Raw genomic sequence first — 25668 nt, 5'->3', positions numbered from 1 at the left:
GGGATGTCGTCGCCCGCGCCGTGCCGGGAGAGGACGGCCGACAGGGCGGCCTGGAGCACCATGAAGACGCTGCATCCGCCGGCGCGGGCGACGACATCCCGCTGGGCACGGCCGTCGCCGGGCGCACCGACGAGGCCGCCGCGGACCTGGTCGGCTTCTTCGTCAACACGCTCGTGCTGCGCACGGACCTGACGGGCGACCCCACGTTCCTCGAACTCCTCCACCGAGTGAAGGACTTCGACCTCTCCGCGTACGCCCATCAGGACGTCCCCTTCGAGCGTCTGGTGGAACTGCTCAACCCCGCGCGCTCGCAGAACCACCACCCGCTCTTCCAGACCATGCTCATCCTCCAGAACCACACCCCCGCGGCCCCCGTGGACCTCCCGGGCCTCACCACCAGCGGTGTGGCGGCCGACCCCGGCGTCAGCAAGTTCGACCTGTCCTTCACCTTCACCGAGACGTACGACGACAGGGGCGTGCCCAGCGGTATGCGGGCCGCCGTCGACTACGCGACGGAGCTCTTCGACGCGGCCACGGTCCGCGCCCTCGCCGACCGGCTCGTCCTGCTGCTCGACGCCGTCACCGCCGACCCCGACCGCCCGCTGAGCAGGTACGACGTGCTCACCGCCGCCGAGCGCACCCGCCTGGAGGCATGGGGGACCGGGCCCGTGCACGACCTGCCGGAGTCGACCGTCCCGGCGCTCTTCGAGCAGTGGGCGCGGCGGACCCCGGACGCCCCGGCGGTCCGCGACGCCGCCACCACCCTCACCTACGGCGAACTCGGCGCCCGCGCCGACCACCTGGCCCGGCACCTCGTGGCGCGGGGTGTCGGCCCCGAGGACCGGGTGGCCGTCGCGCTGCCCCGCACCCACGAGCTCGTCGTGGCCCTCCTCGGCGTCCTCAAGGCCGGAGCGGCGTACGTACCGCTCGACCCGGACTACCCGGCACGGCGTCTGTCCCACATGCTCGACGACTCCCGGCCGAGCCTGCTCCTCACCACACCCGCCATCCGCGGCCGCCTCCCGGAGTCCCCGGTGCCCTGCCTGTACGCCGACGACCTCGGCCCCGGCGCACCGGCGCCCGCGCACACCGCGGGCCCCGCCCCGGCCCTGCTCCCGGCGCACCCGGCGTACGTCATCTACACGTCCGGCTCCACCGGCCGTCCCAAGGGTGTCGTGGTCACCCACCGGGGCGCCGGTGCCATGGCCAGGACCCAGAGCGGGCGGCTGCGCGTCACACCGGGGAGCCGGGTGCTGCACATGGCGTCCGTCAGCTTCGACGCCGCGTTCTGGGAGCTCTGCATGGGGCTGCTCTCAGGGGCCTGCCTGGAGATCGACGAACGCGAGGCCCTGCTGCCGGGCCCCGCCCTCGCCGCCCTGGTCCGCGAACGGGGAGTCACCCACCTCACCCTGCCGCCCGCCGCACTCGCGGTGATGCCGCCGGGCTCCCTGCCCGCCGGGACGACGATGGTCCTCGCCGGCGAGGCGTGCACGCCGGCCCTGGTGCACGCCTGGGCGGGGGACCGGTTCCTCGTCAACGCCTACGGACCCACCGAGACCACCGTCTGCGCGACCATGAGCGCCTTCCAGCACGCGGACGGGCCGCTCGCCCCCGACCGCGCCGTGCCCATCGGCGTACCCGTCGACGGCACCCGCGTCCACGTCCTGGACCGCACGCTGTCCCCCGTGCCGCCCGGCGTCGTCGGCGAACTGTACGTCTCCGGTGAGGGAGTGGCCCGTGGGTACCACGGCCGGTCCGCCCTGACCGCGTCGCGTTTCGTGGCCGACCCGTTCGACCGCGCGGGAGGCCGCATGTACCGCACCGGTGACCTGGTGCGCTGGAGGTCCGACGGCGAACTCGTCTACGTCTCCCGCGCCGACGACCAGGTCAAGCTCCGCGGCTTCCGCATCGAGCTCGGCGAGATCGAGGCCGCGCTCACCACCCTGCCCGGCGTCGCCGCCGCCTGCGCCGTCGTCCGCGAGGACCGGCTCGGCGACCGGCGGCTGGTCGCCTACACGGTGCCCGCCGACGGGGCGGACGGCCCGGACGAATCCGAGGTCCGCGCGCACCTCGCCGCGACGCTGCCCGACCACATGATCCCCTCGGCCCACGTGCGGCTCGCCGCCCTGCCCGTCACCCCCAACGGCAAGACCGACCGTCGCGCCCTGCCCGCACCCGGCCGGGCGGAACCGGCCGGAGGCCGCCCGCCGGCCACCGCCCGTGAACGCGCCCTGTGCGAGGCCTTCGCGGAGACACTCGGCGTCCTCGAGGTCGGCGTCACGGACGACTTCTTCGCCCTGGGCGGCCATTCGCTGCTCGCGGTCACTCTCGCCCAGCGGATCGAGGAGCGGTGCAGCAGGCGCCCCTCCCTGCGTGCCCTGTTCGCGGCGCCCACCGTCGAGGGCGTCGCACGCCTCCTGGACAGCGAGGCGGGGGAGGGGGACCAGGAGGACGCCGCTCCACCGGAGGACCTCGCCGCCGAGGTCCGCCTGGCGGCGGACATCACGCGCCGGACCGCCGCGGCCCCGGTGCCCGCCCCCAGGCCCTCCCGGCCATCGGCCCGGCCACTCCTGACCGGCGCCTCAGGCTTTCTCGGAGCCTTCCTCCTGCGCGACCTCATCGAGACCACCGACGGTCCCGTCGACTGCCTCGTACGGGCCGATGACGAGCAGCACGCCGCGCACAGGCTGCGGGCCAACCTGGAGCGCTACGGCCTGTGGGACCCCCGGTACGCGGAACTGATCAGCCCCGTGCCCGGAGACCTCGCCGCCCCCGGCCTCGGTCTGTCACCCGAGGACCGGACCGCCCTGCTCCGCCGCCTCGGCCCCGTCGTCCACAACGGCGCGCGCGTCAACTTCGCCGCGGCGTACGGAGACCTGCGCGCCCCCAACGTCGCCGGCACCGAGGAACTGCTGCGCCTGCTCGCCGACTCCGCCTCACCCGGGATGCACTACGTCTCGACCACCGGCGTCTACGCCCCGGTGTCCGGCCCCGGTGCCACCGCCATCACGGAGTCGACCCCGACGGGCCTGGCGTCCGGCCTGCCCGACGGTTACGCCCGGAGCAAGTGGGTCGCCGAGCAACTCGTCGGCCTGGCCCGCGAACGCGGCCTGCCGGTCACCGTCTACAGGCCCGGCCGCATCAGCGGCGACACCGCCACGGGCGCCTGCCAGGACCGCGACCTGCTGTGGCAGCTCATCAAGGGGTGCCTCCAGGCGGGCGCCGTGCCGGACCTGGCGTACGGGTCGACCGACTGGGTGCCCGTGGACCACGTCAGCGCGGCCGTCGTGGCCCTCGCCGCGTCCGGCACGACCGGCGACGACACCTATCACCTCACCAACCCGGACGCACCGGGGCTGGACCGCGTCTTCGAGGCGGCCGCCCGCCTGGGCCACGAAGTGCGAACCGTCCCCGCACCCGAGTGGAAGGCCCGTGTCGCGGCGCAGCACGACAACGCGGCGCAACTGTTCCTCGGCGACGAGGGACCGAGCCGGCACGGCGCGACGGACCACCGCGGTTTCGACTCCACCCGTACCGCCAAGGCCGCGGCGGTCCTCGGGGTCCACCTGCCGGCCCTGACCGACGAGACGCTGACCCGCTACCTGACCTACTTCCACGGAACGGGCTTCCTGCCCGCTCCTGGAGGGGTGCGGGCCGTGTCGTAGGCGGCGTGCGCCGCGCGCGTCGCCCGGAGCCCGGGCGACGCGCGGACGGTCACAGGCCGCCGTTGCCCCGGGCAGCCGTGGTGGCCCGGGTGGGCACCGCGATCGCCGTCAGCACCAGCCCCTGTCCGGCCGTCCAGCGCCCCGTGAAGCCGTCGAGCCTGCCGCCGTCCAGCTCGGGGCCCGGCACGAGCAGCCGGGCGTCGAAGGTGCCCGAGCGGGCCGTGGCATAGGTGAAGGCGATCGACGCCTCGGTGAAGTCCAGCTCCTGCCGTGTCAGCGGGTACCACGCCTTGAACACGGCCTCCTTGGCGCTGAACAGAAGCCTGTCCGCATGGACGGCTGAGCCCTCGCCGTTCCGGCCCTGCCGTGCCATGCGGTCCCGTTCCTCGGGGAGCGACACCACGCTCAGCACGTCGGGGGGCAGCTGCTCGTCGGGTTCCGCGTCGATCCCCAGCGATACGAACTCCGCCGATCGCGCGACGACCGCGCCCCGGTAGCCGATGCAGTGGGTCATGCTTCCCACGATCCCGGCGGGCCAGCGCGGCTCGCCGCGCCGGCCCGGCAGGAGAGGGGCGGGAGGAACACCGAGCGTGGCCAGCGCCGCCCGGGCGCAGCGCCGGACCGTGCCGAACTCGGACACGCGCTTGTGGACCGCACGGGCCACCAGCGCCTCCTCCTCGGGAAACAGCCCCGGAGCCAGGTCGTCGTCGAAGGCCTCGGCGAACCGCACCCCGGCAGGCAGTATTTCCTCGATCACTCTTTCTCCAGCTGTCTCATGGCGGCGTCCCGGGTCTGTCCACGCCCGGCCCGCGGGCACGCACGCGGCCACCGTAGTGCGATCCGGAACGCCGGTCCGCAGCGAGGACCGGCTGGTCCCCCGACGTCCTGAGAAGTTACCGGCCCCGCGACACCGGGTGGGGCGCCTTGGGGCATCCGGGCGGGCCTCTGGCACGGCGCCGCGCTTCGGCCGACTCGACAGCCGGCGAAATCAGGCGGTCCGTGGGCGAAGCCGCCCGCCCGGAAGCAGCCGGCGGCGCTAGATTCCGCCGGACACCCGGAGCACGGCCCCCGTGGTGAAGGAGGCCTTGTCGGAGAGCAGCCAGGCGATGGCCTCCGCGATCTCGTCGGGTCGGCCCGGGCGCTTCATCGGGACGCGTGACGCGGTGCGCTGAGGGCGGTCGGGGTCGCCCATGGCGGCGTGGATGCCGGTCGTCACCGTGCCCGGCTGCACCGAGTTGACCCGGATGCCGTTGGTGGCGAGTTCCTTGGACAGGCCGATCGTGAGGGCGTCCACGGCCGCCTTGCTGGCCGCGTAGTGCACGTACTCACCGGCCGATCCCAGGGTCGCCGCGGCGGACGACACGTTGACGATGGAACCGCCCCCGGTCACGGACATCACCCGGGCCGCCGTGCGGCAGCACAGCAGGGTGCCGAGGACGTTGGTGTCCAGGACATCGCGGAACGTCTCAATGGATGTCGACTCGAATGGCCCCAACGTGCCTGTGATCCCAGCGTTGTTGACGAGTCCGGTCACGGGCCCGAGTTCGCGGGCGACCGTATCGAAGAGCCGCTCCACGTCGCCCTCGGATGTGATGTCCGCGCGCACCGCGAAACCGTCGGAACCCGCTTGCCGCACGCGCTCCAGAACCGCTTGCGCGGATTCACCCGATTCGCGGAAGGCGACACCGATGAGGTGCCCCTCCTGCGCCAGGCGCTCGGAGACGGCCGCTCCGATCCCTCCGCCGGCCCCGGTCACCACTGTCACGTTTCGCATGGCTGTTCCTGCCCTCCTGTCGTTTCACCGGCACACTATCGATCAGCAATCCGCCGTGTTCACCGCCGAGTTCGGCTCGCTCCAGGACCCGTTCGCCGGAAGAGCGTCCCCGCAGCGGGACGGCGGCCTGCGCGGCCCGTGGCCTGCCACTTCACCCGTCACTTACGAACGGCCCTGGCCGGCACCTGAAACGGAGCGGCCGCCTCCATTCGTGCCGGCGTTCAACCGCCGCGGAACCGCCGGCGGTCTGACGGCCTCCACGCGCCCGAACGGCCAGGTCAGTGCATCCCCCACGAACTCACTCACACACCGTCAACGAGCCCGAAATCAAAGCGTTTCGGATCAATATGACGCCGGATGCGGGACGCGGGACCACGCACCGAGACAGCTGTTAGTGATCTGTTGACGACGCCATGGGTTGGTGTTTAGATCGAGCCACCGAGAGGGCCGGAGGGACCGGAATCCTGATAAGGAATCCCGGTGGGCGCTGCCGACGGCGGTGCGAAAGGGGGGGTCATGTCTGGTTTGCCTGTCTCGTTCACCAGTGATATTGCCGACGACGGTGCTACGAACACCATCGCCCGCCTCGACGTCGGGCCGGTCGGATTCGAGAAGGCCCACTTCGAAGCTGCTGAATCGGCGGTCCGTGAGCACGGGTTGTGGGATTCCTGCCACGGCGCGGTAATGGCGGGAAGTCTTTCCGTGGGACTGGGGACCTCGACATCGGACGTCGATGTGTATGTGTTCGTCGATGAGGTGTCGAAAGGCAGGTCCCACCCCGTGCGGGACGGCATCCGGGTGGATGTCGAGCAGATCGCCGTCGGGGAGATCCGGGAACTGAGCGAGAAATTCAGGGCTTTCACCTCCATCGGGGAAGAGCGCTCGCAGACGCATATGGACGAGAGCGCGCTGAAGCTCGCGGTCCGTACGCACCTCGGCGCCGTCCTGAAACCGGACGCCTTCGTCCAGGAGGTCAGGCAGAACCTCGACCCCCTGGTGCTGCGGCAGGTGCTGATGGCCCGCTCGATGGCCCTGCTCGGTGCGTACGTGGAGGATGTCCTCGGTGCGATCGAGGTGCGGGATCTCCCCACCGCCGTATGCGCCTCGGGGATCGCGCTGGACATGGCGGCCGACGCCCTGCTGGCGGCGTGCGGGGACGTGTACGTCTCCGACAAGCTGCGACTTCGCAGGCTCGTCCGGGAGCCGAGGCTCAGGGGATTCGCCCGGACCTACTGGGACCTCCAGTACAACGGTCTGCCGCCCGACATGGACCCCGACCGCATCGCCCGGACGGTCCACTCACGCCTGTGGCTGATCAACGCGATCGGATGTGCCTGTTTCCTGGAATTCTGGGAACGGGAGCCCGCCGAGAACATCACGTTTTCCGGCGTCGAAGGCCACGGTCCGGTGCGCAGCCCCTTCCACGTCCCGGTCCGCTATGCAGACGGGTGCGGTCTGACGATTCGCAACTCGGCCTTCGACGTGTCGGAAGACGCCCTGCGGCTCTGGTTCCTGCTCGACGGAAGGAGCCCCGACGCCGTGGTGAAGGAATTCGCCCGAGCGGTCGGCTCCCCCGTGGACGAGGAAACGTCTCGGCAGATCCTGGACGCCATCGACCAGTTCGACGGTCAAGGCCTCATTCATCATTAGCGGCTGCCTGCACAGGTTTCCGTCGTGATGCGCCTCAAAATGCATTTCGACGGGATTTCCGAGTAACCCATCGAGTATGGGAGGGGGGTGCTGAAAATGTTCAAGATCATCGTCAAGTCGTCCACGGTCAAGACCGTGAAGGCCGGCTGAATCAGCTGCACCAAGTAACGGTGTGCCCGGCCGCAGTCATCTGTGTGCCGGGCACCACCGCCTTTTCGTTCGCGGCGTCCGCGACAAGAGGCAGAAGAGTGATTCGAATGGAGGTATTGTGGCCGCAGTAGAGGTGGAAGACCTCACACGCACCTATACCACCGGCGCCTCGAAATTTCGTTTCCGACGGAACGGAAGAACCGACCGTCAGGCTGTGAAAGGCGTTTCGTTCGACATCGGCGAGGGCGAGCTCTTCGGGCTGCTGGGCCCCAACGGGGCAGGCAAGTCCACGACGATCAAGATCCTCTCGACTCTGCTGCTTCCGACCAGCGGGCGGGCCACCGTCATGGGCTATGACGTGGTCAGCCGCCCCACGGAGATCCGCCGACGCATCGGCTATGTGGCCGGCGGGGACAAGGGCCTGTACGAACGGCTCTCCGCCCGCGACAACCTGCGCTACTTCGCCGAACTCCACGGCATCACCGGGCGCACCCAGCGCCTGCGCCTCGCCCAGCTCCTCGAGACCGTCGACCTGGCCGACCGGGCGGACGACCGCGTGGAAGGGTTCTCGCGCGGCATGCGCCAGAGGCTTCACATCGCCCGAGGTCTGCTGAACGAACCCAGCGTGCTGTTCCTGGACGAGCCGACCATCGGGCTGGACCCGGAGGCGTCCCGGGATCTGCGCAGCACGATCGGGACTCTGACCGGGCAGGGCACGACCGTCCTCCTCACCACGCACTACATGTACGAGGCCGACGAGTTGTGCGACCGCATCGCGGTCATCGCGCAGGGGCGGCTCGTCGCACTCGACACCCCGGGCGCCCTCAAGAAGGGCGTCGGCGACCGTACCGTGGCGACGGTCGAGGTCCGTGACGCCTCCGCAGCCGTGCTCGACGACGTGCGGGCGCTGCCCGGCGTGCTCGACCTCACGGTGACGTCCACGCCCACCTCGCACGTCCTCGAGGTCCAGTGCGAGGACACCGCGTCCCTGATTCCGGACCTCCTGCGCATCCTCGGCCCCGGGTTGATCACACGTGTCGATACCCGCGAGCCGACCCTGGAGGACGCCTACGTCGCTCTCGTGGCCCAGCCGGCGGCCACGGCCGGAGCCTCCCTGTGACACGGAACGTGACACGCGCCCGCACTCTGTACCTGCGAACTCTGCTGGTATGCGGGGTTTTTCAGCTGCGCATGCTGCTGCAGTACAAGTTCTACGTCATCGCGGTGTTCGTCCAGCCGCTGGCCTTCGCCCTGATCCAGTTCGTCATGGTCGGGCACCGCGACGACGCGGACGCCCTGGCCAACGTGGCCGTTCAGGCCGGCCTGATGGGGATGTGGACGTCCACTCTCTTCGGCTCCGGCGGCGGGCTGAGCCGGGAGCGCCGCTTCGGCACCCTGGAGCCCGTGGTGGTCGCGCCGACGCCGCTGGCCGTCAACATCCTGGCCATCAGCCTGGCCACCGCCCTCATGGGCGTCATCTCCATGGGCGTGACGCTCCTGCTCGGCGGGCTGGTGTTCGACACCCCGATGATGCCCGAGCGGCCCGGCGTCTTCGCCGCCGCCCTGGCCGTGGCCGTACTGGCCAATGCCTGTCTCGGCTTCCTCATGGCGAACGCGTTCATCCTGTACCGCAATTCACTGGTACTGACGAACCTGCTGGAGTACCCGGTCTGGGTCCTCGCGGGCCTGATGGTCCCCGCGGCCTTCCTGCCGCAGTGGTGCCGGCCGCTCAGCGAGGGCCTGTCGATGACATGGGCCGGCCGGGCCCTCGGACACGCGATGTCCGGTACCGGCGAGCCGGGCCGGGAGATCCTGTGGTGCGCGGTGACCGGCCTGGTGTGCCTGGCGGTCGCCCTGGTCTTCCTGCGTACGGTGCACGACGCCGTGCGCCGACGCGCCACCTTGAACCTGATATGAGGAGCGTCCGCATGAGCGCCGCGCGCAGGCTCGTCGCCGGCCTGCGGGTCACGGTGGTGGGGGGTGCCCTCTCCTACCGTGCCCTGATCACCTTCCTGTCGCCCCCGTTGTTCTTCGTGATGATGATCGCGTCGCCGTTCTTCCAGATCGTGACGTTCTCCCTGCTCGGACGCTACAGCGGCGCCCAGGACCCCGACTTCTACGTCGTGGGCACGGCGATCCAGGCGTCTGCGATGGCGGGCATCTACGGCGCCTCGCAGGCGGTCGCCAACGAACGGGCCTTCGGGACGCTGGCCCATCTCCTGATCACTCCCGCGGGCCGCTTCTGGATCATGCTGGGACGGCTGATCCCCACCTCGCTCAACGGGATCCTGGTCGCGGTCCTCGGAGTGTTCGCCGGCTGGGCGTTCCTGGGCCTGTCGCTCACTCCCTCGATCCTGCTCCCCATCGGCGTCGCGGCCGTGTGCGCGTCGACGTCCTGCGCGGGCCTGGGGCTGATCATCGGCGCCCTCGGACTCCGCTTCCGCGACATGTACTTCGTCACCAACGCAGCGCACCTGGTCCTCCTCATCGCCACCGGCGCCGCGATCCCGCTCACCCTGCTGCCCGGCTGGGTGCAGGGCATGTCCCAGGTGATCCCGATGGCGCACGCCATCGCCATGGCGCAGGACGCCGTGGCCGGGCGTCCGTACTCGCCCATGCAGTCGGCGGGCGCCGAACTCATCTTGGCCGCCGTGTACTTCGGCGTCGCCCTGGTGGTACTCGCCCGCTCCGAACGGCTGAGCCGACGGCTCGGCACGCTGGAACTGGTATGACCTCCGCCGACCGAACGACCGTGCAAGCCCCGAAGGGGAAGGAACATCCCTTGACGCGCACCACCCAGCCCCCCGGCAGCCTCGTGCTGAAGATCGGCGGCAGCCTCTTCTCCGACAAGAGCCGCCCGGGCAGCCTCGACGAGAAGGTCTTCGCCTCGTACGCCGCGCTCGTCGCCGACCTGGCCAAGGCCCGCCCCGGCCGGATCGTGCTGGTCACCGGCGGTGGAGCGTTCGGCCACGGGGCGCTGCGCGGACTCGACCCGGATGACCCGTTCGCGCCGCTTCCGTTCGTGCAGGCCACCGCGGGCGTCCGCTGGCGCTGGGTGAGCGCGCTGACCGACATGGGGGTGCGCGCGCTGCCACTGCAACTGGGGGCGTTCAGCACGGTCGACCCCGCACACCCGCTCGGTGTCGCGGTCGCCGAGGAGCCGCTCAAGGCGCTGCTGGCCGCCGGTGTGCTGCCGGTCCTGTCCGGTGACTGCCTGCTGCGTCCGGACGGGTCGCTGGAGGCATTCTCGAGCGACCGGACCCCGGAGGTGCTGGTCCGGGCGCTCGGCGAAACTCCCCGCGTCGTCACGCTCACCGATGTGCCGGGAGTGCTGACCGGCGGACCCGGCAGCGACGACGTACTGGAACTCATCGACGCGCACCATCCCGAGGACGCCTACCGGCACGTGTGGAAGGAGAGCGAGTGGGACGCCTCCGGCGCGATGCAGGGCAAGCTCGACGCGCTGGTCGCGTGCGCCCGCCAGGGAGCCGAGTGCTTCATCATGCGCGGTGACCCCGGCCTGTCCGATCTGCGTCATCTGACGCGTCCCGAGGACGAGTGGCCGCTCGGCCTGAAGCGCACCCGGATCGCCCTGCCCCAGGAGGAGGCCCGATGAGCACTCCCACGGTCACCGTCGCCGAATCGGTCGTCGAGGCGGGCGCGTTCGCGGGCCGGGACGTCACCGTCCGCTCCTCGGCCGTCCTGGACCTCAACGCGGTCCGGGTCCGTCTGATGAGCAACATGGAGGACTTCCCGGGCTTCTCGTACTTCGCGGACTTCGCGGAGCCCGACGCCGCGGCCGACTACGAGGTCGTCTGCGTGGACCTGGACCGGGACCCCTACGACGTCTCCCTCCTGGAGGCCGCGGCCGACCGCACCTTCCGTTCCAAGCGGTTCCGGACAGGCTTCTACCTGGTGCACTTCTTCGGGGACCCCGCCTACCTGATCACGCGCGGCAACCGCTTCCACGTGTTCGGCCGCCGCCTCGAGAAGACCGTATGGCCGTACTTCGTGAAGCACATCCTCACGATGTACGCCGCCGACCACGGCTTCGTACACCTCAAGGCAGCCGGCTTCGCCCACCCGGACGGCACGGGAACGCTGCTGCTGGGCCGCCAGGGAGGCGGGAAGACGGTGTTCCTGGCGCAGGCGTGCGCCGGCGGTGCCGACTTCCTCGCGAACACCCACACCCTCGTCAAGGACGGCGTCGCCCACGGTGTGCACTCCGCGATGCGGGTCCGGTCCGACGACTGCTTCCGCGACATCATCGAGCGGCGGAACCTCACCCCGCACATCGAGAGCGGTGACTACGTCGCCAGCCCCTACGAGCTGTTCGACGGCCGGACGGTGAAGCAGGCCGCGGTCCGCAACATCGTGATCGCGGACTTCGACCCGCGGCGCCCGCAGGGCCTGGAACCCGTCTCCGATCAGGCCACGACCGCGTTCCTGGAGCAGTTCTCCTCCGCGGTCACGATGTACGGCCTCAAGGACGACCTGTACACGCACTGCGGCAACGACCTGGACCACTACACCCGCACCTACGAGCACATGCGCGAGCAGGCCACGCGCCTGGTGAGCGGTGCCCGCTGCTTCCGCGCCAACGTCGACATGCTCGACGAATCCGTGCGCGACGCGGTGCTGTCCACCCTGGCCGCCGCATGAGGTCCTCGCCGGGCCGTGCCGCCCGGCCCGCCGAGGCCGATGACGAAGGGAAGATCCTGTTGCGCCCGTTCGACCGTGTCAAGATCGAACTGAGTGAAGAGTCCGTCCACCTGCTCGCCGGCCCCGGGCCCCGGGATCCGCACCACCTCCCCGACGAGCTGCGCGAGGTGGTGGCCGAGGCCCTGATCCGCGATGTGCACGACGGTCCCGGCGTCCTGGTGCTCGGTGGCTTCGAGTGCCTCGCGGACGACGAGGAGGCACTGCGCCGCGCCTTCCTGACCGGATCGCGCCTGTTCGGTGACCTCATGCCGCAGAACGCCTCGGGCGAGCTGCTCCGCGAGGTGCGCGACCGGGGCACACGCATCGGTGAGGGGCGCACGACCCGCTACTCGGATTCCCGCTTCGGGGGCAGCCTCCACACGGACGGCGCGGAGGCGCCGCTGCCCGTCCCGGACTACTTCACGCTTCTGTGCGTGCACCAGGCAGCCCTGGGCGGGGCACTCCAGCTCGTGCACGCACGCGACGTGGTGCGGGAGCTGAAGGACCGGCCCGAGGTGCTGGACGTGCTGCGGCAGCCCTTCCACTTCGACCGCCGCGGGGACGAGGGGCCCGGAGAGCCGCCCACCACGCTCAAGCCCGTCCTGTTCGCCGACGGCGACGCCCCGGGCGACTCGCTCGGTGTCACCTACCTCAGGCAGTACATCGAGGTCGGCCATGCCCGGCCCGGTGTCCCGGACCTCACCGCCGCCCAGGTCGCCGCCCTCGACGCACTCGACGCGCTGCTCGCGGACCCCGCCCTGATCAGCCAGGACCGTCAGCAGCCGGGTGAGCTGGCCGTGTTCAACAACAAGCGGCTTCTGCACGGCCGCACCGAGTTCACCGATCACGGCGGCGGCGACCGGTCCCGTCTGCTGTTCCGTACCTGGATCCGCCGACCGGCCTGAGCACCCCCATCACCTTCCGGCGAATCTGAAAGAGCGAGTCCGTGCGCGTTCTCATCGTCCCCAACTGTCTGCGTGGCAGTCTCACGGCCCCGGCGGTCGCCGAAGCACTGGCGCGCGGCGTGCGCGCCGCCCACCCCTCCGCGACGCTCCATGTCCTGCCGGCGGCGGACGGTGGTGACGGCAGCCTCGGGCACTGGCTGAGGCACTCCGCGAGCCGGGAGGTCGCGGTCGACGTCGAGGGACCGCTGGGCGGGACGGTCCGTGCCACGTACGCACTGGGCGCCGACGGCACCGCGTTCATCGAGATGGCCGAGGCCAGCGGGCTGCGTCACGTCCCCGACGCGCGGCGCGACCCACTGCGGGCCACCACCCGCGGTACGGGCCGGCTGATCCGCCACGCGCTGCACGCCGGTGCCCGTACCGTGGTCCTCGGGGCGGGCGGCAGCGCCACGCTCGACATGGGGGCCGGGGCCCTGAGCGCACTCGGGGTGGAATTCCGGGCCGGTGACGGCCGTGTGCTCGACGCGTACCCCGGCGCACTGCGGGACGTCGTCAGCGCCGACACCCGCCACGCCGATCCGCTGCTGCGAGGCGCGCGGCTGCGGGTGCTCAGCGATGTGCACACCCCGCTGCGGGAGAACGTGGTGCGCTTCGGCCCGCAGAAGGGCATAGCGGCAGAGGACGTCGGTGCGTTCAGCGAGATGCTCGGCCGTCTGGCCCGAGCGGTCCGCCCCGACCGGCCGGAGCTGCTGGACCTGCCGTGGTACGGCGCCGGGGGCGGCACCCCGGCCGGGCTCAGCGTCTTCGGGGCCGCCGCGGAGTCCGGCAGCGACCAGCTGCTCGAGCTGGCCGGCGTACCGAAGCTGATCGCCGACGCGGACTTCGTCATCACGGCCGAGGGCAGGGTCGACGCCGGATCGCTGGACGGCAAGCTGCCGTTGGCCGTCTCCCGGCTCGCAGCCCGGCACGGCGTTCCGTGCGTGGTGGTCACCGGGAGCACCCTGCTCGCCCCCGGGGAACTTCCGGCCGGGACCCGCTGTCTGGAGCTTCCCCCGGACTGCGCGCCGGACCGCCCCGACACCACCGTGCTCGCCCTCGCCGCCGCGGGCCGAGCCGCCATACCGCCCCAGACGCGAAGCCGTGAGGTGAATTGATGAGGACAAGCCACGAGAGTCTGCACGATTTCGTCCGTGAGGCGATGTGCCGTGCCGGGGCCCGCCCCGAGGACGCCGACCAGGTCGCGCGCGTACTGGTCGCCGCCGACCTCAACGGAGTGGACAGTCACGGCGTGGCCCGGCTGCGCCGCTACGTCGAGGGCATCCGCAAGGGCACCATCGCCGCCGACGCCACACCCACCGTGGTGTCCGACTTCCCGGCCGGCGCGGTCGTCGACGCGGGCAACGGACTGGGGCAGCCGGCGATGCTGCACGCCCTCGATCTCGCGGTGCGCAAGGCCCAGGACACCGCCATCGCCATGGTCACGGTGCGGCGCTCCAACCACTTCGGCATCGCGGGCCACTACGCGGCGCAGGGGGCCCGCCAGGGCATGCTCACCATCGTCACGACCAACGCCTCCCCGCAGGTCGCGCCGACGCACGGCGCGGAGCCCATGTTCGGGACGAATCCGCTCGCGTTCGCGCTGCCCACGCATCCGAGCCGGCCGTACCTGTACGACGCGGCGACGAGCGCGGTCCCGCGGGGCAAGCTGGAGCGTCTGGAGCGCGAGGAACGGCCGATGCTGCCGGGCTGGGCCGTCGACCCCCAGGGCCGCACCGAGACGGACATCCCCAGTCTGGTGAAGGGCCTCAAGGCACGTGAGGGATACGCCCTGCTGCCACTGGGCGGCGCGGGGGAGGACCACGGCGGCCACAAGGGCTACGGCCTGGGACTCCTCGCCGATCTCCTGTGCGGCCCCCTGGCCGGTGCAAGCTGGGGCCGGCATGTGTACGGGCCCGACGGGGCGGGCCTCGGGCACATGGTGATCTGCGCCCGGGTCGGGGCGTTCGTCGACCTGGACTCCTTCCGCGCCGAGACCGCGGCCATGTTCGACGAGCTGCGCAACGCGAAGAAGGCCGAGGGCCAGGACCGCATCTTCATACCGGGCGAGAAGGAATACGAGAGGGCCGACGAGCGGCGCGCCCACGGCATTCCGCTGCGCCCCCCCGTCGTGGCGGACCTCGGCGACATCGCCGGGTCCTTGGGCATGCCGCCCCTGGAGTCCATCGGAGGACTGAAATGACCACATCATCCGCACGCCTGAGAGAACTCCTGACAGCGCCGCAGGCGGCACGGGCCGCCGGCGCGCACGACGGGCTGACCGCGCGCCTGGTCGAGGAGGCCGGGTTCGACGTCGTATGGGCGTCGAGCTTCGAGACCTCGGCCAGCCGGGCACTGCCCGACATGAGCCTGCTGACGATGACCGACTACCTCCAGGCCGCCTCCTGGATGGTGCAGTCGACGTCGCTGCCCGTGCTCGCCGACTGCGACACCGGATTCGGCAACCGGTTGAACATCGCGTACACGGTGCGGCAGTACGAGGCGGCCGGTGTCGCGGGCATCTGCCTGGAGGACAAGGTCTTCCCGAAGAAGAACAGCTTCCTGGCAGTCGGCCAGACGCTGGAGGACCCGGCGGAGTTCGCAGCCCGCATCCGTGTCGCCAAGCAGGCGCAGCACAACCCGGAGTTCGTGGTCGTGGCGCGGGTCGAGGCCCTCATCGCCGGTACGGGCATGGCGGACGCGCTGGCCCGCGCCCACCAGTACGCGGACGCCGGTGCCGACGCGATCCTGATCCACTCCAAGTCCCAGGAGCCCCACGAGATACAGGAGTTCCTGGAGCAATGGCAACGCCGGACGCCTGTCGTCGTGGTGCCCACGACGTACTTCCGGTGGAAGACCGAGGAGGCGTCCCGGGCCGGTGCGTCGTTGGTCATCTACGCCAACCAGGGGCTGCGGGCGGCGGTCCAGGCGGTCCGGGACGTACTGCTGGAGATCCGGCTGACGGGTGACTCGACGTCGAGCGAGGACGTCATCGCCCCGGTGAAGGAGATCTTCCGCCTCACGGACGTCGACACGTGGAACGCGCTCGAATCATGATCGAACCGACCTTCTTCTGCGACGAACTGGCGCGCCGGTCCGTGGAGTTCTACACGGGTGTGCCGTGCTCCTTCTTCCAGGGGCCCATCAGCCTGCTGGGGCAGGGCGGCCGCGGCCGCTACGTGGCCGCCGCCAACGAGGGTGCCGCGCTCGCCATGGCCACGGGCGCCGAGCTGGCGGGCACGCGTTCCGCCGTCATGTTGCAGAACTCCGGGTTCGGTAACCTGCTCAACCCGCTCACCTCACTGGTCATGACCTTCCGGGTGCCCGCGCTGGTGTTCATGAGCCTGCGCGGGTGGCCGGACCCTGCGGCCGACGAGCCGCAGCACGCCGTGATGGGGGCGTCCCAGCACGCCCTGCTCGATGCCCTCGGCATCGACCGGTGGACGCTCCCGCCCACCGAGGACGGTCTCGTGGACGTCCTCGACCAGGTGGAGCACAGCCGTGCCGAGGGGCGGCCGGCCTTCGTCCTCGTACCCAAGAACACCGTGGGGGTGGACGACGGCACGGCGCCCCCGGCCGCCGCCCCGTTCGGCCGCCGACAGGCGCTCAGCGCGCTCGCTCCGCACCTCGGTGACGCGGCCGTGTACGCGACGACGGGGTTCATCAGCCGCGAGCTGTACTCAGTCGCGCACCGGCCGGACAACTTCTACATGCAGGGCTCGATGGGGCACGCGCTGAGCCTCGGCGTCGGCAGTGCCCTGGCCGACCCGATGCTGCGTACCGTCGTCATCGACGGGGACGGTGCGGCCCTCATGCACCTGGGCTCCTGTGCCGTGACGGGGGCGGCCGCCCCGCCCAATCTGACGCATGTGGTCCTCGACAACGGTGCGTACGAGTCCACCGGCGCCCAGCAGACCCTGGCGACGGTGGACTGGGACGCCTTCGGCCGCTCCGTGGGCTACCGGACGGCGCGCACGGTGAGCACGGCCGACGGGCTCGACGCTGCGATGCGGGACATCGCGGACGCCGCCGGCCCGCACCTGGTGGTGGCACGCATCGGCCTGGACGGCCCCGGCCAGACCCCGCCCCGGGTGACGTCCGGGCACTCCCCCTTCGAGCTGCGCTGCACGTTCAGCGAATCGCTCACCCTCAAGCGGAGCTCGCATGGCCGTTGACCTGCTGACCCTCGACACCGAACGCGACGCCCCGCCCACCCGGCTGGTCGCCGGGCCGGGTTCCGCCGCCGCTTTCGAACGTGAACTTCGGCCCTTCGGTGCTCGCCGGGTGCTCGTGGTCGCCAGCGCCGGAGCCCTGCGCCGCACGTCGTTCCTCAGCCGCATCGACGCGCCCGACGTCCGCGTGTTCACCGAGTTCAGCCCGAATCCGGACCTCGACGACGTACTCAAGGGATGTGCGGCGCGTGATGCGCAGCAGCCGGAGCTGATCGTCGGGATCGGCGGTGGCTCGGCCATGGACGCCGCCAAGATGATCCGGCTGCTGCCGGCCGACCGCGTCCGGGCGCGGGCCGTGCTGGCCGCCCGTGCGCCCCTCCGGGCCGCGGCCCGCACGCCGCTGGTGCTGATCCCCACGACGGCCGGGACCGGCAGTGAGGTCACCCAGTTCGCGACGGTCTTCGTCGACGGCCTCAAACATTCGCTGGACCTGGCGGCAGCGCGCGCGACGGTCGCCCTCGTCGACCCGGTGCTCTCGCACTCCTGCCCGTGGGAGGTGAGCGTGAGCTGTGCGTTCGACGCCCTCGCGCATGCGCTGGAGTCGTACTGGTCGATCCGTTCGACGCCGCGGTCGCGCGAGCTGGCCGCCACCGCGGCCGAGGGCATCGCCGATGTGCTGCGCCGGGCCGAGGGCGGCTTCAGCGAATCCGACCGGCAGGTGCTGAGCAGCCTGTCGACCACGGCGGGGCAGGCCATCGACCTCACACGCACCACCGTGGGGCATGCCTTCGCCTACCCGCTGACGGTCCGTTTCGGCGTGCCCCACGGGCTGGCCTGCGTGCTGAGCCTGTCGTGGCTGTTCCCGCTGAGCGAGTCCGCGCTGGCCGATCCGCCGGCGTGCCAGGACCCGCGGGGCGCCGAGTTCGTCCGCGCACGGCTGCAGAGGATGGCCGGCTTCCTCGGGGCCGACTCACCGCGTCAGCTGGGGCAGGCGCTGCGTTCGCTCATCACCGCCGCCGGCTTCCCCGACACGCTCGGGGCCTACGGGGTGCGGGGGGCCGATGTCCCCGTCCTGTTCCAGGAGGCCATGGCCTCCTCCAGGTCGTCCAACACGCCCGTCCAGGTCCCCGCCGACGCTCCCGACTACTTGGCCGCCCACCTGTGAACCGCGCGGAACCGGAGCCTGCCGCTGTGAACAACGTACGCACGAGTGGCCCGTTGCCGGTGCCGCCGCAAGTCGCCGAGGCTTCGGCCCAGGGCATCATCAGCCATCGCTCCGACGCGTTCCGGGCGCTGCTGCCCGAAGTGCTGGACGGGTTGCGCCCGTTCTTCGGCACGCGTGCGCCCATTCTCCCGTTCACCTGCTCGGGCACCGGCGGCATGGAAGCGGCCGTCGTCAACTGCCTGGCCCCCGGAGACCGGGTGCTGGCCGTGTCGGCGGGCCACTTCGGGGACCGGTTCGCCGAGGTCGCCCGGTGCTACGGCGCCGACGTGACCGTCCACCAAGTCCCCTGGGGCACCGCTCCGACGGCGGCGGACGTCGCCGAAGCGCTGCGCGCGGCCGGCCCGGTGCGTGCGGTGCTGCTCACCCACAACGAGACATCGACCGGCGTCCTCGCTCCGCTGCGCGAACTGTGCGTGGCCATAAGGGAGTCGAGCGACGCGCTGATCCTCGTCGACGGCGTGTCCAGTGTCGGCGCGGCACGCTTCGACATGGACGACTGGGGTGTCGACGTCGCTGTCACCGTCACCCAGAAGGCGCTGATGGCGCAGCCCGGCCTCAGCCTGATCGCGACGAGCCGCCGGGCGCTGCGAGTTGCCCACGAGGGCGGGCAGCGACGCTACTACTTCGACTTCCCGCGCATGGCGGCTGCCGTGGAGGAGGGCACGACCACCTACACACCGGCGGTGGCGGTGCTGCAGGGTCTCCGGGCGGCGGTCGGCATGCTGCGCGCGGAGGGCCCGGAGCGCGTCTTCGAACGCCACCGTGCCGCAGCCGGGACGCTGCGGCAGTCGCTGCTGGAGCTGGGAATGACACCGGCAGCCGACGCCTGGTGCGCGTCTCCCACGGTCACGGCGGTGCACCTCCCCGACGGTGTGGGGGCGTCCGGTGTGCGCCGGGCGCTGGAACGGGAGCACGGGATTCTCGTCGCCTCGGGACGCAGCGCGTGGAAGGAGAACACGGTGCGCATCGGCCACATGGGTGCGTTCCACGCGGCGGAGATCGAGGACACGGTGGCGGCGCTTGGGCGGGTGCTCGGCACAACCGCCTTTCCCCGTAGAGAAGTTCAGGCGCCTGGCGGGCATGCGTAGCAGGCGGCCCGTCCCGCGGGCCGCCTCCGGCCGCGGCGGTGCGGCGGGGGTCGCGCCGCACCGCCCGTACCGGTCGCTACACCGTCACGGCGCCGTAGCCATGTCGAAGATGTGGATGTTGGCGTTCGCCGGAAGGACCACGAAGTCGACCGTCCTGTCCGGGTCCAGCGGGATCGAATGGGCGAAGACCCGGTACTTCACGGTGGCGTTGCCGTATCCGTCCGGGCGGTTGCGCCCGTCCGTCGACTTCACCAGCGTCGCACCGTGTGCGTCGGCCGGGTCGAAGGACCAGTTGGGAAAGCCGAACGTCCCGGTGCTGGACGAGCCGTCGGTGTAGTGGACGCTCGCGGTGCCCGTCGCGCCGCTCGTGACGCCCGAGCCGAGGAAGACGAGCGCGCTGCCCTTCCCCGCGAGCTCCACCGCCTGCCCCGAGGCCGCCACGTTGTCCTTGGTGCCGGCCGCGACGTCGGGCCAGGTCAGCTCGGCGCCCAGGGCTTCGACCTTCGCCCCGCGGGTCAGACCGACCGCCGCCAGCTTCTGCGCGGAGAAGCTGTTGCCCTCGCCGTCGTAGTCGCCGGGCCCGGTGTCGGATTCGTCGGTGACGCCCACGTTGTTGTACGCCGCCGCCAGGTTCGCCTGCGGGGACCCGGAGCGTTCGGTGCGGGTGCCGGTTGCCGTGCCCCTGCCGTCCCCGCCCTTGTACGTCGCGGTCGCCGTGAACGTACGGATGACGAAGCCGGGGCGCTTCTCCGGGACCTGGATCCGGAACGACGCGTCCGCCGACGCGCCGGCCGGGAGGGAGCCGTCCACGCTGAGCACGGACGGCTGGACGGCCCAGCCCGTCGGCCCGGCGAACGCGACCTTCAGTGAACGGAGTTGCTGGGGACCGGCGTTCTTGACGGTGACCTTCACGGTGGAGATGGCAGGCCCGTCGAGGTCCACGGGGGAAACGCTCACCTCGGTGGCGACGGCGGCCTCCGCCGGAGCCCCGGCGGAGGCCGCCGTCGCCTGGACGGGGAAGAGGGCGGTCGCCCCGGCCGCAGAGACCGCCACCGCCAGGGTTCTGAGCCGGCCGGTCCGTCGTGCTGATCTCATTACTGCTCCTTCGAGTGACAAGGCGACTGAGCGGCTTGGTGACTGGACGGGCTGAGCCGCCGGTTCAGGAAACCGGCGGCATGTCCGTGCTGCGCGAGTCGAGGCCGGAGCGGAGATTGACCCAGCTGCCCCGGGTGAAGTCCGGGACGGCGACCGGACGGCCCTCCTTCTCCAGGGACATGACACTCAGAGGGACCGGTGCGCACCAGGAGGCCGAGTCGTACACGTCGATGTCCGGCACCAGCCCCGCGCGCATCAGCTGCACCGTGCGCCACTGGAGGATGTAGTCCATGCCGCCGTGGCCGCCGTTCTCGGCCTCGTCGCCGAGCTTCTTCCACAGCCAGTGGTCGAACTCCTTGCGGTAGGCGTCGAAGTCCCGCCAGGAGTGGCCGCCGTGGTCCGGCTCGACGTAGATGCGTCCGCCGGTCGTCGACGTACCGGCGTAGTCCTCGAAGATGCCGCGGCTGCCGGCGAGCGAGTTGATCCGGCTGTACGGGCGGGGCGAGCTCACGTCGTGCTCTGCCCTGATGGTCCTGCCCCTGGCCGTCTCGATCGCACAGCTGACCAGGTCGCCGTTGATGTAGGTCTCGCGCCACGAGGGGTGCGACTTCGGTATGAAGCGCTCCCGGTAGTCGGCCAGCCCCTTCGGCGCGGTCGCGGTCGCCTTGAGCGTCGTCATGCGGTCGCCGCGGTTGATGTCCATGGCTGCCGCGATCGGCGCGAGGCCGTGCATGGCGTAGAAGGACGCGGTGCTGCGCGTGTGCCAGCGCCGACGCCAGGCGTCCGTGTAGTACGTGTCGGAGAAGAGCAGCTCCCGCAGATCGTGAAGGTAGCCGCCGTGGCCGTTCGTGACGTCGCCGAACAGGCCCTCGTGCGCCATCTTGAGCATGGCCAGCTCGTTGCGTCCGTAGCTGCAGTTCTCGGACAGCATCAGGTTCTTGCGGGTGCGCTCCGAGGTGTCCACGAGATCCCACAGTTCGCTGACCTCGGTCGCGATGGGCAACTCGACGACGACGTGCTTCCCGGACAGGAGCGCGGCCTTGCCCTGTTCGTAGTGGAACTCCCACGGAGTGGCGATGTAGACGAGGTCGATGTCGTCGCGCCGCAGCATCTTGGCGTACGCGTCCGCCGATCCGCCGTACTCCGCGGGGCGGGGCATGCCGTCGGCCACCAGACCGTCGGCCGTGCGCTCGGCTCGGTCGGCGCGGATGTCGCAGACGGCGGTGACGACGCAGCCGGGGATGACGGACCAGCCCGTGGTCATGCCGGAACCCCGGTTGCCGAGCCCGATCACACCGACCCTGACGGTCCTGTACTCCTCGAACGGCACATTGATCATCGACTTCTGGCCGGGCCGGCGGCCGGGGGCCGAGGCTTCCGCCCCCGCGGCCGACGGCGCGGCGCTCGTGGCCGCGGCCGCACCGGCGGCCGAGCCGAGGCCGGCCACGACGGCTCCCGTGGCCAGCGTCCCTCCGAGCATCGAACGGCGTGAAACGGCGGGTATTTCGGGCATGGCGAGACACTCCTCGATACGTGACCGGCAGCACTGGCGGGGACGACTCTGGCCGTGTTGTCGGTGGCGTGTCAATAGATGCTCGAAAGAACGGTGTTACGAACAAAATCAAGCATTCGGGCGGAGCGGCATCGGCACCGGGCGTCCCGACTGCCTCGTCGTCGGTGAATCCACCGTGCGAGCCTGTTGCATGCAGTGGTGGCCGTTGCGGGACCTCGGGTGCCGCCGGTGTCGGACCCCGCGGTGGGCGCGCGGACGCCGTCCGCTGCTACGACCGCACCGGACGCCGGAAACGAACGACAGGAATCACATGATCACCGTTCATCTGAAGTACGAGATCGACCCGTACCGCATCGATGACTTCGAGGAGTACGGGCGCCGCTGGATCACCCTCGTCAACCGCTTCGGCGGCAACCACCACGGATACTTCCTGCCCAGTGAGGGCGACAGCGACATCGCCTATGCTCTGTTCACCTTCCCCGACCTCGCCCGGTACGAGCGGTACCGAAAGGACAGCGCCACCGACCCCGAGTGCCAGGCCGCCTTCGAACTGGCCCGCCGCACGCAGTGCATCCGACGCTACGAACGCCGATTCCTGCGCCCCCTCGACGCCTCACCGACTCAGACGGGTGGTAGCTCGGGGGAGCGGCCGTAGGGCGCGGCGCGAGGGGCGGGCGGCGAGCCGGGGGACGCTTCCTCCCGTACGACGCGCACGGTGCGACCGACGAGTGCGCGCAGTGCGGATGAGTACACCTGAGGTGATCGGACGAGGCCCGCCGGGAGAGACGGGCGGGTGTCAGGCCGGGTACTCGCCGGCGAGCGTCGCAGAGGCGAGCTCGACCCGTGAACGGAATCCGGTGCGTTTGAACAGCCTGCCCAGCCGGCTCTCCACGCTCTTCTCGCTGCCGCCGACCACGACGGCAAGTTCGCGGTTGGTCAGCCCCTCCGCGACCAACGTGGCGAGCAGCCGCTCGTTCTCCGCGATGACCAGGCTCCGGCCCGGCATGGCGACCTTCCGCTCGCGCATCAGATTGCGCATCTGTGCTCTGCGCAGCAGCGCGTCGAGGTCGCCGTACAGTGCGTACGCTTCGTGCAGCAGCGAGGCGTCGGCCAGGCCGTGGCGGACCACCAGATGGATCGTCTCGGCGTGCTCGTGGGGCTGTGCGCGCCGGCGTACGAGCTGTACGGCCTCGGCGGCCGCCGCATGGTCTCGGTGCACCACGGCGGTGGCGAGCAGACGGCACAGACGGGCCCGGCCGGTGCCGAGCAGTTCGGCGACCTTCTTCGTCTCGTCCACGCACCGCTGGGCCGCGACCAGATCGCCCGCGGCCAGTTCCGACACGGCACGCGTCAGCCACAGTTCGTCGGTGCCGATGACCAGACCACGTCTGACGGCCTGGGCGATCCCGTCCCTGACACCCTGGGCGGCCCGCTCGGTCGCCCCCAGGGCCCGGTCCAGGTACGCCTCCGGCACGGCCAGCAGGTGGAGCATCACCGGCTGTACGGCCCGCGCCCTCTCGATCACCTCGCGGGACCGGGCCAGCGCGCCGCGCGCACCGAGGATGATGCACGTCTCCCGGCACATCATGGTGTGGGTGGGTAAGTCACCGACCGAGAGACCGGTGGCCAGACTCAGCCGTGCGAGGTCGAGCGCCGGGTCCCAATGTCCGGCCTGGCTGTTCGCCACCACCCGGTCGGGCACGGGCCGGTAGCCGGAGGGCATGGGGTACGCCGCCAGCAGCCGCTCCGCCCGGTCCAGTTCTCCGAGGGCCATCAGCACCCGGGCCAGCTGCGACATCCGCTCGAAGCGGTGCCGTGACGCCGCCGTCCACATGGGCCACCGGGGCGGAGCGGCGACGGCCCGGTCGAAGGGCTCGAACCTGCCGAGGAACACCCCGACGCACTCGCTGAAGAGGAGCCCCAACGCACCCACGACATCGTTGTCCTGACGCCAGACGTCCCCATGGGCCGTCAGGTATTCGTCCGCCTCCCGCCAGCGGTCCAGGTGGCACAGAGCGATGGCCCGGGTGAGGATCCGGTGCCCCTCCCCGCCCGGAAGCGAGCGCCAGCCGTTGTTGCAGATCTCGGCGAGGGCCGCCGTGTCACCGATCCCCCCGAGGGAGACGACGTAGATCATCTCCATTTCGAGCAGGGCTTCCGGGCTGACCAGGTCCGCGTGGCCGGACAGCACCGTCCACGCGCTGTCGAGGGCTTCGGCGTACCGCAGGTGGATGCAGCAGGTGGCGGCGTGCGCGAGCAGTGCCTGGGCACGCCGGTCCGGCTCGGCGATCAGTTCGATGGCGGCGCGCAGCCATCGCTCGGCGAAGTACCCGTCGTCCAGCATCGCGGCGGTTCCCCTGGCGAGGAGTTCGTCCGATGCCCGCCGGGAGTCCACGAACCGCCTCGCCACGACAAGTTGCTCGGCGAGGAACCTGCCGTCCGCGACCGCGTCCCCCGCCCAGATCGCGTCGACCGCCAGCTGGGCGAGCCTGCGACGCTCGTACGGGCCGAGGCAGGTGGCCAGGGCCGAGGCGAGCAACGGCAGCCGGAACCCCCAGTGGCCCGGCCGGGGCCCCTGCCTCAGTAACCCCTCGTCCCGCAGTTCGACCAGTGCCTCGTGGACCTCGGCCTCGTTCGTGCCCAGGGCCTCGGCGATCAGTCCGGCCGCCGCGGAACCAAGGGGATGGAGTACGGCGACCGCCTTGGCCACCGGCCAGACGAGGCCGGCCAGTTGCCGCAGACTCTCGACCGGCGGCAGGCCGGCCGGCAGCGAGGCAGGACGGTCCGGCGAGGTGAGGTGGGCGTGTCGGTCGAAGATGTTCAGCGAACCGCTCCGCTGGTGCCCCGAGACAGCGGCCAGCACGGCGCCTGGCATGCCGCGGCACTCCCGCCGCAGGTACGAGAGCAGTGGTGCCGAAGGCTTGGCCTGTAAGCGCTGGGTGACCAGGGCGCGGACCTCGGACTCGCGCAGCGGACGGAGCGTCACCACCTCGGCGAGACCAGCGGCACGCAGCTGGTCCAGCGCTGCCCGGTCGCCCGGCGGGTCGGCCGCCGAGGGGCGGAGCGCACAGACGAACGTGACCGGGCCGCCCGCCAGCGTGCGGACCATCGGCAGCAGCACGGCACGAGAACTCGGGTCCGTCCACTGCACATCGTCGACGAGGACGATGAGCTTGTCGCACGCGGCGACTGCCGATCGCAGCTCGGTGGCCAGCTGGCGGCCGGAGTCCGTGCGCGGCGACGGAGCGGCGGCCGTCGCTCTGCGCCGGGAGCCGCCGACGGCCGGGTAGAGGGCGCTGAGCTCGGCGGAGAGCCGGGAAGCCAAGGAGTAGGGCCGGTCACGCTCGTTGCGCGCCACCCGCAGCGTCAGAGTGGCGATGCCGAGCGTCTTGAATTCGCCCCTGAGGGCAGCCAGCACCGCGCTGCGCCCGATCCCGGGCGGGCCCGTGAGCAGGATCAGTGACGCGTCGTCCGGGGAGGCGGCGAGGTCGACGACGTGCGCGAGGGAGGCGTCACGACCGAACAGCGTCGGCACCGGCAGCTCGGAATCGGCCACACCGTGCCAGTGTTTGATCACCTCACCAGTATGCCCAGCACTCACACATGGTAGAACGTTTGAACGTTACGATCGGGTTGCCTGCGGGGGAATTGACTACGAGAGCGGTCGACCCCCCGCGCGACCCGGACGTGCGGC

General features: G+C 71.2%; 20 protein-coding genes. 15 read left to right on the top strand and 5 right to left on the bottom strand.

Annotated elements, in window-relative coordinates:
- On the top strand, positions 1 to 3665 hold a 3665-nt coding region (locus BFF76_RS20720), incomplete at its 5' end, for a non-ribosomal peptide synthetase (RefSeq protein ID WP_141695638.1).
- A gap of 49 nt (positions 3666 to 3714) precedes the next feature.
- Here BFF76_RS20720 and BFF76_RS20715 read toward each other — a convergent pair.
- Both BFF76_RS20715 and BFF76_RS20710 read right to left on the bottom strand, forming a co-directional pair.
- Positions 3715 to 4422, bottom strand: coding sequence for a 4'-phosphopantetheinyl transferase family protein (locus BFF76_RS20715; RefSeq protein WP_065848802.1), 708 nt, complete (start codon positions 4420 to 4422; stop codon positions 3715 to 3717).
- 279 nt (positions 4423 to 4701) lie between these two features.
- Complete coding sequence (locus BFF76_RS20710; protein ID WP_065848801.1) at positions 4702 to 5439, bottom strand: SDR family oxidoreductase; 738 nt, start codon at positions 5437 to 5439, stop codon at positions 4702 to 4704.
- Between the two features lie 516 nt (positions 5440 to 5955).
- On the opposite strand from BFF76_RS20710, the gene BFF76_RS20705 reads away from it, so the two are divergent.
- The 13 genes from BFF76_RS20705 to BFF76_RS20645 all read left to right on the top strand — a co-directional run bounded on the left by BFF76_RS20705 (position 5956) and on the right by BFF76_RS20645 (position 19366).
- A complete protein-coding gene (locus tag BFF76_RS20705) occupies positions 5956 to 7089 on the top strand; it encodes a hypothetical protein (protein ID WP_141695637.1) in 1134 nt (377 codons plus the stop codon).
- 364 nt (positions 7090 to 7453) lie between these two features.
- A complete protein-coding gene (locus tag BFF76_RS20700; RefSeq protein WP_244167311.1) occupies positions 7454 to 8359 on the top strand; it encodes an ABC transporter ATP-binding protein in 906 nt (301 codons plus the stop codon).
- Complete coding sequence (locus BFF76_RS20695; protein ID WP_079122437.1) at positions 8356 to 9156, top strand: ABC transporter permease; 801 nt, start codon at positions 8356 to 8358, stop codon at positions 9154 to 9156. Before BFF76_RS20700 ends, BFF76_RS20695 begins: the two co-directional genes overlap by 4 nt.
- Before the next feature lie 11 nt (positions 9157 to 9167).
- Entirely contained in the window at positions 9168 to 9971 is an 804-nt protein-coding gene (locus BFF76_RS20690) for an ABC transporter permease (RefSeq protein ID WP_051834728.1), read from the top strand.
- A 50-nt stretch (positions 9972 to 10021) separates the two neighbouring features.
- On the top strand, positions 10022 to 10855 hold the full coding sequence (locus BFF76_RS20685; RefSeq protein WP_167359518.1) for an amino acid kinase family protein: 834 nt from the start codon (positions 10022 to 10024) through the stop codon (positions 10853 to 10855).
- Complete coding sequence (locus BFF76_RS20680) at positions 10852 to 11901, top strand: FomB family phosphonate monophosphate kinase (RefSeq protein ID WP_079122436.1); 1050 nt, start codon at positions 10852 to 10854, stop codon at positions 11899 to 11901. Before BFF76_RS20685 ends, BFF76_RS20680 begins: the two co-directional genes overlap by 4 nt.
- Entirely contained in the window at positions 11898 to 12845 is a 948-nt protein-coding gene (locus BFF76_RS20675; protein ID WP_065848796.1) for a TauD/TfdA family dioxygenase, read from the top strand. Before BFF76_RS20680 ends, BFF76_RS20675 begins: the two co-directional genes overlap by 4 nt.
- A gap of 41 nt (positions 12846 to 12886) precedes the next feature.
- A complete protein-coding gene (locus tag BFF76_RS20670) occupies positions 12887 to 13999 on the top strand; it encodes a glycerate kinase (protein ID WP_065848795.1) in 1113 nt (370 codons plus the stop codon).
- A complete protein-coding gene (locus tag BFF76_RS20665; RefSeq protein WP_065848794.1) occupies positions 13999 to 15084 on the top strand; it encodes an Ldh family oxidoreductase in 1086 nt (361 codons plus the stop codon). The genes BFF76_RS20670 and BFF76_RS20665 overlap by 1 nt, the downstream gene beginning before the upstream one ends.
- Positions 15081 to 15938, top strand: coding sequence for an isocitrate lyase/phosphoenolpyruvate mutase family protein (locus BFF76_RS20660; protein ID WP_031097997.1), 858 nt, complete (start codon positions 15081 to 15083; stop codon positions 15936 to 15938). The genes BFF76_RS20665 and BFF76_RS20660 overlap by 4 nt, the downstream gene beginning before the upstream one ends.
- Positions 15935 to 17056, top strand: coding sequence for a phosphonopyruvate decarboxylase (gene aepY / locus BFF76_RS20655; RefSeq protein WP_065848793.1), 1122 nt, complete (start codon positions 15935 to 15937; stop codon positions 17054 to 17056). Before BFF76_RS20660 ends, aepY begins: the two co-directional genes overlap by 4 nt.
- Positions 17046 to 18218, top strand: coding sequence for a phosphonoacetaldehyde reductase (locus BFF76_RS20650; protein WP_065848792.1), 1173 nt, complete (start codon positions 17046 to 17048; stop codon positions 18216 to 18218). The genes aepY and BFF76_RS20650 overlap by 11 nt, the downstream gene beginning before the upstream one ends.
- Positions 18219 to 18244: 26 nt before the next feature.
- Positions 18245 to 19366 carry a pyridoxal-phosphate-dependent aminotransferase family protein gene (locus BFF76_RS20645; RefSeq protein WP_065848791.1) on the top strand — a complete coding sequence of 374 codons (1122 nt, stop codon included), beginning with the start codon at positions 18245 to 18247 and terminating at the stop codon, positions 19364 to 19366.
- An 84-nt stretch (positions 19367 to 19450) separates the two neighbouring features.
- On the opposite strand, the gene BFF76_RS20640 is transcribed toward BFF76_RS20645, so the two are convergent.
- Entirely contained in the window at positions 19451 to 20461 is a 1011-nt protein-coding gene (locus BFF76_RS20640; protein WP_079122434.1) for an NEW3 domain-containing protein, read from the bottom strand.
- Between the two features lie 64 nt (positions 20462 to 20525).
- Positions 20526 to 21974 carry a Gfo/Idh/MocA family protein gene (locus BFF76_RS20635; RefSeq protein ID WP_065848790.1) on the bottom strand — a complete coding sequence of 483 codons (1449 nt, stop codon included), beginning with the start codon at positions 21972 to 21974 and terminating at the stop codon, positions 20526 to 20528.
- Between the two features lie 310 nt (positions 21975 to 22284).
- On the opposite strand from BFF76_RS20635, the gene BFF76_RS20630 reads away from it, so the two are divergent.
- The gene (locus BFF76_RS20630) at positions 22285 to 22629 is read left to right on the top strand and encodes an NIPSNAP family protein (protein WP_065848789.1); all 345 of its coding nucleotides are present in this window, start codon (positions 22285 to 22287) and stop codon (positions 22627 to 22629) included.
- Between the two features lie 141 nt (positions 22630 to 22770).
- Here the strand turns inward: BFF76_RS20630 and BFF76_RS20625 are convergent, their stop codons facing one another.
- A complete protein-coding gene (locus BFF76_RS20625) occupies positions 22771 to 25530 on the bottom strand; it encodes an AAA family ATPase (protein WP_167359517.1) in 2760 nt (919 codons plus the stop codon).
- Positions 25531 to 25668 lie beyond the last annotated feature (138 nt).

The sequence above is a fragment of the Streptomyces mutomycini genome (genome assembly GCF_001700505.1).
In the GTDB taxonomy this organism is placed as follows: Bacteria; Actinomycetota; Actinomycetes; order Streptomycetales; family Streptomycetaceae; genus Streptomyces; species Streptomyces mutomycini.
This window is presented reverse-complemented; position numbering and strand designations above follow the sequence as displayed.

Coding starts and splice junctions, on each gene's coding strand:
- BFF76_RS20710 (WP_065848801.1), bottom strand. CDS start 5,439: ATGCGAAACGTGACAGTGGTGACCGGGGCCGGCGGAGGGATCGGAGCG.
- BFF76_RS20705 (WP_141695637.1), top strand. CDS start 5,956: ATGTCTGGTTTGCCTGTCTCGTTCACCAGTGATATTGCCGACGACGGT.
- BFF76_RS20690 (WP_051834728.1), top strand. CDS start 9,168: ATGAGCGCCGCGCGCAGGCTCGTCGCCGGCCTGCGGGTCACGGTGGTG.
- BFF76_RS20680 (WP_079122436.1), top strand. CDS start 10,852: ATGAGCACTCCCACGGTCACCGTCGCCGAATCGGTCGTCGAGGCGGGC.
- BFF76_RS20675 (WP_065848796.1), top strand. CDS start 11,898: ATGAGGTCCTCGCCGGGCCGTGCCGCCCGGCCCGCCGAGGCCGATGAC.
- BFF76_RS20665 (WP_065848794.1), top strand. CDS start 13,999: ATGAGGACAAGCCACGAGAGTCTGCACGATTTCGTCCGTGAGGCGATG.
- BFF76_RS20660 (WP_031097997.1), top strand. CDS start 15,081: ATGACCACATCATCCGCACGCCTGAGAGAACTCCTGACAGCGCCGCAG.
- aepY (WP_065848793.1), top strand. CDS start 15,935: ATGATCGAACCGACCTTCTTCTGCGACGAACTGGCGCGCCGGTCCGTG.
- BFF76_RS20650 (WP_065848792.1), top strand. CDS start 17,046: ATGGCCGTTGACCTGCTGACCCTCGACACCGAACGCGACGCCCCGCCC.
- BFF76_RS20640 (WP_079122434.1), bottom strand. CDS start 20,461: ATGAGATCAGCACGACGGACCGGCCGGCTCAGAACCCTGGCGGTGGCG.
- BFF76_RS20635 (WP_065848790.1), bottom strand. CDS start 21,974: ATGCCCGAAATACCCGCCGTTTCACGCCGTTCGATGCTCGGAGGGACG.
- BFF76_RS20630 (WP_065848789.1), top strand. CDS start 22,285: ATGATCACCGTTCATCTGAAGTACGAGATCGACCCGTACCGCATCGAT.